Source organism: uncultured Caballeronia sp. (assembly GCF_964243625.1).
Lineage (GTDB): Bacteria > Pseudomonadota > Gammaproteobacteria > Burkholderiales > Burkholderiaceae > Caballeronia.
Genome location: NZ_CAXTGZ010000214.1, coordinates 1 through 9,202 on the forward strand (window position 1 = coordinate 1; position 9,202 = coordinate 9,202).

Annotated in this window: 7 protein-coding genes; 2 read left to right on the forward strand and 5 right to left on the reverse strand. The window is 60.7% G+C overall.

All coding sequences use genetic code 11. The features are described 5' to 3' along the window. Positions 1–69: 69 nt before the first annotated feature. The 5 genes from ACFFAR_RS15965 to ACFFAR_RS15985 all read right to left on the reverse strand — a co-directional run bounded on the left by ACFFAR_RS15965 (position 70) and on the right by ACFFAR_RS15985 (position 7,846). On the reverse strand, positions 70–1,308 hold the full coding sequence (locus tag ACFFAR_RS15965; protein ID WP_375508107.1) for a CaiB/BaiF CoA transferase family protein: 1,239 nt from the start codon (positions 1,306–1,308) through the stop codon (positions 70–72). 1 nt (position 1,309) lies between these two features. Beyond that, entirely contained in the window at positions 1,310–2,092 is a 783-nt protein-coding gene (locus tag ACFFAR_RS15970) for an enoyl-CoA hydratase/isomerase family protein (protein ID WP_375508108.1), read from the reverse strand. Positions 2,093–2,105: 13 nt separating this feature from the next. Further along, positions 2,106–3,398, reverse strand: coding sequence for an MFS transporter (locus tag ACFFAR_RS15975; protein WP_062002272.1), 1,293 nt, complete (start codon positions 3,396–3,398; stop codon positions 2,106–2,108). 190 nt (positions 3,399–3,588) lie between these two features. Further along, positions 3,589–6,612, reverse strand: a complete 3,024-nt coding sequence (locus ACFFAR_RS15980; protein ID WP_174362533.1) for an FAD-linked oxidase C-terminal domain-containing protein — start codon at positions 6,610–6,612, stop codon at positions 3,589–3,591. 13 nt (positions 6,613–6,625) lie between these two features. Further along, positions 6,626–7,846, reverse strand: coding sequence for an aminotransferase class V-fold PLP-dependent enzyme (locus tag ACFFAR_RS15985; RefSeq protein ID WP_174362532.1), 1,221 nt, complete (start codon positions 7,844–7,846; stop codon positions 6,626–6,628). 156 nt (positions 7,847–8,002) lie between these two features. Between ACFFAR_RS15985 and ACFFAR_RS15990 the strand changes: the two genes are divergently transcribed. After that, positions 8,003–8,731 (forward strand): GntR family transcriptional regulator, encoded by a 729-nt coding sequence (locus ACFFAR_RS15990; protein ID WP_062001226.1) that lies wholly within the window; start codon positions 8,003–8,005, stop codon positions 8,729–8,731. A gap of 229 nt (positions 8,732–8,960) precedes the next feature. Continuing rightward, positions 8,961–9,202 (forward strand): porin (locus ACFFAR_RS15995; RefSeq protein WP_375508109.1); only part of this gene is annotated, 242 nt, incomplete at its 3' end.

Consider the following 9,202-nt stretch of genomic DNA (forward strand, 5'->3'; position numbering starts at 1 on the left):
CTGGCGTTCGCGCTGCGCTTGTCGTTTGAATAAAAGCCGCTTGGTTTGGGGAACCCCAAGCGCCGTTCCTCATCCCGTTACATCGCCAACCAGGATTGCGCCTTCATCTTTCAGCGCGCCGATGCGTGCATCGGAGAAACCGTATTCGCGCAGCACCTCCGCCGTATGCTGCCCTAACAGCGGCGCAGGCACGGGGGATTGCGTGCGGCCATCGGAGAAATGGATCGGCAAGCCCAGGCCACGCATGCGGCCCGCGACCGGATGCGTCGTCTCCACGATCATTCCACGCGCCAATGCCTGCTCGTGTGCAACCGCTTGCGGCACCTCGAGCACCGGACCCGAGGGCAAACCGATTTCATCGAACATCGTGAGCCATTCATTGGTCGTGCGCTCGACCAGCCGGCTCGTGAGGATGTCCACCAGTACGCCGCGGTGCTTCATGCGCCCGGCGTTGCTCTTGAAGCGTTCATCGTCCGCCAGACCCGGGATGTCGAGCACGCCGACCAGACGCTCGTAGTTACTCTGGTTTGCTCCGCCAATGTTGACCCAGCCATCGCGCGTGCGGAATGCCTGATACGGCGCGCTCGTCGGATTCGCCGAGCCTGCTTTCGGCAGCACTGTGCCGTCGGCGAAGTAGTTGGCGAAGGCCCAGTACATTTGCTGCAAGCCAGCCTCGAACAGCGATGTATCGACCATCTGACCCACGCCGGTTTTTTGCTTGGCCGAGTACGCCGCGCAAATGCCAAGCGCAGCGAGGATGCCGGCGTTGATATCCGTGACCGGCGAGCCGGCCTTGATCGGCGCCTGGCCCGGCTCACCCGTCATGCTCATCAAGCCGCTCATGCCCTGCGCGATGAGATCGAAGCCGCCCTTGTCGGCCATCGGACCGGTGCGCCCGAAACCCGATATCGCGCAATAGATCAGGCCGGGGTTTTCCGCCTTGAGCGCGCCGTAGCCCATGCCGAGTTTTTCCATCGTGCCGCGCCGGTAGTTCTCCGTCACGACATCGGCCGTTGCGAGCATCTTGCGCAGCACTTCACGGCCACCGTCTGTCTTCAGGTTGATACCGACGCCGCGCTTGTTGCGGTTCACGATCATGAACGACGCCGATTCGCCGCCCTCGAGAATAGGCGCGAAACGGCGGCAATCGTCGCCGCCGGGAATTTTCTCGACCTTGATGACGTCCGCGCCCATGTCGGCGAGCATCATGCCGCAGATGGGACCGGACATGATGTGCGCGAGCTCGATCACGCGCATGCCGGCGAGCGGGCCTGAACTTTTACTATCGGATGTGTCGTGTTCGAACATGTCAACGTCCCTTGAATTCCGGTTTGACCTTGTCGAGGAAGGCCTGGTAACCCGTACGAAAGTCCTCCGTGCCGAAACACGCGAAACCTTCGTCGCGTTCGGCGTCGGTGAGCGGAGCGGGGTTCATCGCGCGCTTGACGAACTGCTTGTGCCAGCGCGCGACCAGCGGAGCGCCATCGGCAATTCGGCGAGCGGTGGTCAATGTCTCGGCGGTGACCTGATCGTCGGGGACCACGCGCGTGACGAGGCCTTTGGTGAGTGCCTCCCTTGCATCGAAAATCCGGCCTTCCAGCAGGATCTCCAGCGCGACTGCGGGTCCGGCGAGCTTCGCGAGCGCGTCGAGTTCCGCGTGCGCCATCACGAGGCCGAGGTTTTTGATCGGTACGCCGAAACGACTCGATTCACCGCAAATACGCAGGTCGCACATTGCGGCAATCTCCAGACCGCCGCCCACGCAAATGCCGTGGATCATCGCGACAATCGGATGCCGGCACTGATCGAGTGCGCCCAACGTGCGATGCATGATCGCGCCATACGCACGGGCCTGCTCGACGTTGGATCGATCGGTGCGGAATTCCGCTATATCGTTGCCCGGCGAGAACGCCTTCTCGCCCGCGCCGCGCAGGATGATGCAGCGAAGGGTGTCATCGGCGGAAAGGGTGTTGATGGTTTCGCCAAGCGCTTGCCACAGCGGCTTGGTCATCGCATTGAGTTTCTCCGGACGATCGATGACAACCGTCGCGATGGTTTCGTCGCGTTCAACCCGGATAGAAGCTTCAGTCACATCGACTCCTGTTCTAAACGTATTTGCGAAGCGGCTCGGCGTTCTCCGCACCCGCGGGCACATCATCCAGAACGCGATCCGGCCGCATGGTGAAGGACAGCACAATGCCGACTGCCATGAGGATCATCGACACGGTGAAGGGCAGGTTCCAGTTCCCGGTGCGGTCGATCATGAAGCCACCGGCGACCGGACTGATGATCGCCGCCAGCGCCGATCCCGAGTTCATGATGCCGCTCGCGGTCCCGGCGTGTTTAGGCGCGATGTCCATGGGGACGGCCCACATTGGCCCGATGGTCATTTCGTTGAAGAAGAAACCGCCGCTCAGGCACAACGCAGCCAGCGTGATCGACATGTTGGAAACAAGCATGATTGGCGCAAGCGAAAGCAGCGTCAGGAACATGCACACGCCGACCATCACGTTGCGTGCGAGACGAAGATTTTTACTACGCCGCAGGATGCGATCCGTGATCGATCCACCCAGCCAGTCGCCAAGGACGCCGGCGAAGAACACGCCCGACGCGAACAGCGCGGACTTGCCCAACTGCATGTGATAGTTGTGGAGAAAGTACTGCGGAATCCAGCCGAGAAACAGCCACAGCACCCAGCCGTAGCAGAAGTACACGGCGGTGACCGGCGCCATGCGGCCAAGCAACGCGCGCCACGGAACGGGCGTTCTTTGCTTCACGCCGGAAAACGATGAAAGCGTCTCGCATTCGGCTTCGGTAATGGCGTGATGCTCGCGGGGGTTATCGCGGAAATAGAAGATCCACACGATCGCCCACAGAAAGCTCACGACGCCCGTCACGATGAACGCGCCGCGCCAGCTCGTCGCGATCATCAGCCACACGATCAACGGCGGCGCGACCGCATTGCCAATGCGCGACGCCGCGTGCGTGATGCCCTGGGCGAAGCCGCGTTTGTCCGCGGGCATCCAGTTCGACATGGCGCGCGTGGCCGTCGGGAACGTTGCACCTTCGCCCAGTCCGAGCAACAGGCGCGCAATGATCAGCGATACGAACCCGCCGGAAAGCCCTGTCATGACGGTGGCGCCCGCCCATATGACGGCGCACACGGCAAGCGTCCGACGCGGTCCGAACCTGTCGCCCACCCATCCGCCGATGATCTGGAACACGAGATACGGATAGGCGAATGCGGAAAATACGAAACCGATTTGCGTATGCGACAAGTGCAGTTCCGCGCCGAATTGCGAAGCGGCGGTACTGACGTTGACCCGGTCAACATACGTAATGAAATACATGGCGCACAGCAATAACAAAACGCGCGTCGTAGCTCGACGGAACATCATCGTCTCCTTGATTAGTGCGTGCTCCATCCCGACGCCCAAGGACGCCTGAAGCGAACTGCATCCGGAACTTCGATAAAAGCCTTAATAGATTGGCGTTGCAGCAGTGCTGCGAATCCTGGGCTTGCGCGGTCGTGTCATGCTTGTCTCCAGTGCGCGAACTTTTGCGTGCGTCCGCTGTGGGTGTGATGCTTTAGACTTCTTTTAGTGCGGCCTCGAGAACGCGCGCAACGTGCATCGCCTTCGCGTTCGTTCCATCCGCTATCTGGTGACGGCAACTGGTGCCATCTGCGACGATCAATGCGTCTTGTGCTTTTCGTATGGCTGGCAAGAGCGACAGTTCCGCCATCGCTTTCGATGCTTCGTAGTGCTCGGCTTCATAGCCAAAACTGCCTGCCATGCCGCAGCAGGACGATTCGATCACCTGTACATCCAGCGACGGAATCCAGCCAAGCACGGCTTGAACCGGTCGAAAGACATCGAATGCTTTCTGATGGCAATGGCCGTGAACGAGCGCCTTCGGATGGGCGAGCGGTTTGAGTGAAAGCCTCAGACGTCCCGCCTGTTTTTCCTTCACCAGGAATTCTTCGAACAGGAACGATGTCTGCGCAAGCTTGCGCGCTTCGTCGCCATAACCGTAGTCGAGGAATTCGTCGCGGAAGGAAAGCAGGCACGAGGGTTCCAGACCCACTACAGGCACGCCGCGTTCAATGAACGGCCGCAGCGTATCAAGCGTGCGGCGCGCTTCGGCCTTTGCTTCATCGACCTTTCCCGCCGATAAAAACGTGCGCCCGCAGCAGAGCGGACGTTCACCGTCCTTCAGATTCAGATGGACCGTATAACCCGCGGCTTCCAGCACACGCTTCGCCGCACGCGCGTTTTCCGGTTCCATGTAGTTGTTGAAGGTATCGACGAAAAGCAGCACTTCCTTGCCATCGACCGACGGAGGCAAAGGCTGTTCGGCCGTCGATAAAAACGATGCAACGAACTTTGGAAACGCGCGTTCGGGCGCAAGGCCGAGACGCGACTTGACCCAGCTCGCCACGCGCGGCAACCGCTCCACCGACCCGAACAACGACGGCACGCGACTCGCATACGGCGCGTATCGCGGCATGAATCCCACCAGTCGATCGCGCAAGCGCAAGCCGTTCTTCGCGGTCCATGCGGCACGCGCTTCGATCTTGATCTTCGCCATATCGACGCCTGTCGGGCAGTCTCGCTTGCAGCCCTTGCACGATACGCACAGATCGAGCACGTCCTTCACATCCTGGCTCGCGAGCCCTTCTTCACCCAGTTGCCCGCTGATCGCAAGCCGCAACGTATTGGCGCGGCCGCGCGTGACGTGTTGCTCGTCCTTCGTGATTCGATAACTCGGGCACATCGTGCCCGCGTCGAACTTGCGGCAGTGGCCGTTGTTGTTGCACATCTCGACCGCTTTCGCGAGACCGCCGGTACGGTCATCGCCACTGCCGGCCGGTGTTTCCTCGCCGGTCAGCGGATCGCGTGTCACGTCCCATTGCGACCAGTCGAGCTGCGTCTTGAGCGCACGTTCGCGGTACGAAGGCGGAAAACGAAAGTGGGTCGCATCGTCCATTTTCGGCGGATTCACGATGCGGTCCGGACTCATGCGATTCTCGGGATCGAAGAGCGTCTTGATCTCCCGAAACGCTTGATTGATGCGGGGTCCGTATTGCCACGCGACCCATTCGCCACGACACAAACCGTCGCCATGTTCGCCCGAATATGCACCCTTGTATTCGCGTACCAGCGCCGAGGCTTCTTCCGCAATGGCGCGCATCTTTTGCGCGCCGTGCCGACGCATGTCCAGGATAGGCCGCACGTGCAGCGTGCCGACACTTGCATGCGCGTACCACGTGCCTTCGGTATGGTGCTTGTGGAACACTTCGGTAAGACGCGTGGTGTATTGCGCAAGATGTTCGAGCGGCACGGCGCAATCTTCAATGAACGAGACCGGCTTGCCGTCGCCCTTCATGCTCATCATGATGTTGAGCCCGGCCTTGCGCACTTCCCACAAGGCCTTTTGTTCCGAAGCGCCGGGCATCTCGACAACCGAATCGGGCAAGCCGAGATCGCCCATCAGTTCCACGAGTTGTGCGAGCTTCGCGAGTTGCACGGCCTTGTCAGCGCCTGCGAATTCGACGAGAAGCACAGCTTGCGGCTGACCGACCAGCGCCTTTTCGATGACCGGACGAAACGCCGGATTCGACATCGACAGGTCGATCATCGTGCGGTCCACGAGTTCCACGGCGACCGGACCGAGTTTGACGATGTGCTGCGTCATGTCCATTGCGTCGTAGAACGTCGGGAAGTTCACGACTCCCAGCGTCTTGTGCTCAGGCAGCGGCCAGAGCTTCAATGTCAGGCGCCGACTGAACGCAAGCGTGCCTTCGGAGCCGACCAGCAATTGCGCGAGGTTCGGTTCGCCGTCGGCGCTGAAGGGCAAGGGGCTTTGGCAATCGAAGAGATCGATGTTGTAGCCCGCCACGCGCCGCAAGACCTTCGGCACTTGCTCGCGGATTTCATCGCGTTCACGTTGCGCGATCCGTTGCACGCCTTCGACCAAAGAACGCGTGCGTGCATCCAGGGACATTGCGCCCAACGCGCCGAACGTCGCCTGATGACCATCGGCGAGAACGGCGTCGATCGACGCGACGTTGTGCACCATGATCCCGTATTCCATGGAACGGGAACCGCACGAATTGTTGCCTGCCATGCCGCCGATCGTGCATTGCGCGCTCGTCGATACATCCACCGGAAACCACAAGCCGTGCGGCTTCAGCCACGCGTTCAGGTGATCCAGCACCACGCCCGGTTCCACCGTCACCGTGCGCGTTTCGGCATCGAACTCAATGATGTTGTTGAGCCACTTGCTGGTATCGATAACCAGCGCTTCACCGATCGTCTGCCCGCACTGGCTCGTCCCCGCGCCGCGTGCGAGCACGGGCGCTTTGGCATCGCGTGCTATGTCCAGCGCGAGCAGCAAGTCGGCCTGGTCGCGCGGCACGACAACGCCCAGCGGCGTGATCTGATAGATCGAGGCATCGGTCGCGTAACGTCCACGGGCCGCGCGATCGAACAGCACGTCGCCTTTCATTTCGCTGCGAAGACGCGCGGCGAGCGGCGAGAGCGTGGCCCTTGCCGATGCCGGCATCAGATGGATCGGCTGGACGAGTGCTTCAGGGGATTTGGTCAGCATCGCTTGGACGTTCTCAGGCCGCCGCTTTCAAGGCAGGTGCTGCGACGTTGTTCGTCAGATAGTCCATGGCTGCGAGCACGCCGCTTCCCGCGAGCTTCACGCCCGCCAGCTTGAGGCCCATTTCGCAGCCGGTGAGCGTCGCCATCAACGTCAGGTCGTTGCAGTCGCCGAGATGCCCGATGCGGAACATGCGGCCCTTCAGCTTTCCGAGCCCCGTGCCCAGCGACATGTCGAACTTTTCGTAGATGAGTTTGCGCACCGCATCGGCATCGACGCCTTCAGGCGTCATCACGCCCGTGAGCACCGGCGAATACACGGCCGGGTCAGCGCATTGAATCTCGAGGCCCCATGCGCTGACCGCTGCACGGCACGCCGCCGCCAGCCGCTGATGCCGCGCGAAGACATTGTCGAGCCCTTCGTCGCCGATCATTTCGAGCGCTTCCGACAAGCCGTACAGCAAGTTGGTGTTCGGCGTGTACGGCCAGTAGCCGCTCTTGTTCATCTCGATGATCTCGTCCCACGCCCAGAACGCACGCGGCAACTTCGCCGATTTGCTCGCCTCGATCGCCTTCTTCGATACCGCGTTGAAGCTGATCCCCGGCGGCAGCATCAGGCCTTTTTGCGAACCGGACACAGTGACGTCGACGCCCCAGTCGTCATGCCGGTAATCCGCCGACGCCAGACCGGAAATCGTATCGACGAGAAACAGCGCCGGATGTCCGGCTGCGTCGATAGCCCGCCGCACCGCAGCGATGTCCGACGTGACGCCCGTGGATGTCTCGTTATGCACGACGCACACCGCCTTGATCTTGTGCTGCGTGTCCTCGCGCAACCGCGCTTCGATCATGTCCGCCTGGACGCCGCGCCGCCACCCTTCCGTGCCCGGCAAACCCAGGAATTCCGGCTTCAGGCCAAGGTTCTCGGCCATCTTTTTCCAGAGCGTCGCGAAGTGGCCGGTCTCGAACATCAGGACCGTATCGCCGGGACTGAGCGTGTTGCACAGCGCCGCTTCCCATGCGCCAGTGCCCGATGCCGGGTAGATCACGACGGGCTGCGCGGTCTTGAAGATCGACTTGATGCCTTCCAGCACCTTCAGCCCGAGCGCACCGAATTCCGGCCCGCGATGGTCGATAGTCGGATAACTCATCGCCCGCAAGATGCGGTCAGGTACGGGGCTCGGCCCGGGAATCTGCAGGAAATGGCGACCAGCGGGATGAAAATCGAGCTTCAGCATAATGCGTCCTTTGAATTTTGCATGCAAAATACTGTAGCGCACCGTAGCATTGACTGAAAGCGATAAATGCCTGTTTTGCTTAGGTGAAAACCCGTCCCACGGTTTTTTGGGTGCGGCGCGGTAAAATCGCGTCAACAGAATGGCCAGAGGTATTGCATGCAAAATGATCATGTTGCTGATCGCGAATTCACGCTGCCGAAAGTCGAGCGGCAAAGGCTGCACGACACGGTGGTGGACCACCTGCGTAATTTCATCGTCGAGGGGATGTTGGCTCCGGGCATGAAACTCAACGAACGCACGCTCTGCGAGACGCTCGGGATTTCACGCACGCCGTTGCGCGAGGCTTTGAAGGTGCTTGCTTCGGAAGGTTTGATCGATATCCTGCCGAACCGGGGTGCGTCGGTCTCGCGGATGAGCGACGCAGAGATCCGCGAGACGTTCGAACTCATGGGCGGACTCGAAGCGTTTTCGGGCGAACTCGCGTGCGAACGCATGACGCCCGCCGAACTCAGCGAGATCAAGGCGCTGCATTACGCCATGCTCGCCTGCCGCGAGCAAAACGACCTGTCCGGCTACTACAGCCGCAATCAAGCCATTCACGACAAGATCAACGACGCCGCTCGCAACTCCGCCTTGCGGCAAACGTATGTATCGGTGAACCGGCGGCTGCAGGCGTTGCGGTTCCGTTCGAACTTCCAGACCACGAAGTGGGACAGCGCGATCCGCGATCATGAAGCCATGATCGCCGCCCTCGAGTCACGCGATGGCAAACGCATGGCCGAAATCATGCGCGCGCATTTGATGGCGAAGCGCGACGCAGTGCTCGCCGAACGGACCATGACAACGGTCAAGCCGATTTCCGAAGGCGGGACGCTGCCGGGGTGATTGGCTGCGGCATGTAGCGTCGCTCACCGTATGACACTGGCGAAACGGCCCACTCAAAACACACCTCTCCCACCCTTTGCATAAACTCATTTGATGGGTTTATAACAATTCATAATTATTTTTATGGTTTTCGGTTTTGTACAGTCCGATGCACTCGCCAGACGCCATGAGTCAAAAACCGGCGCGACGAACATACATCACACGCTCATCGGACGATTCCCGGACAACCATGAAACTACTCAAGCTTGCTCCCCTTGCAATGCTCGGCGCGTTCACCGCCTCATCGTATGCGCAAAGCAGTGTCACTCTTTACGGCCTGATATCAGGGGGTGTCGGCTTCGCGACGAATCAGGGCGGGCACAACGCTTACCAGGCGCTGAGCGGCACGAATCAGAATCCGCGCTGGGGCTTGAAGGGACGGGAAGACCTGGGCGGCGGACTGAGCGCGATCTTCCAGTTGGAAAACGGCTT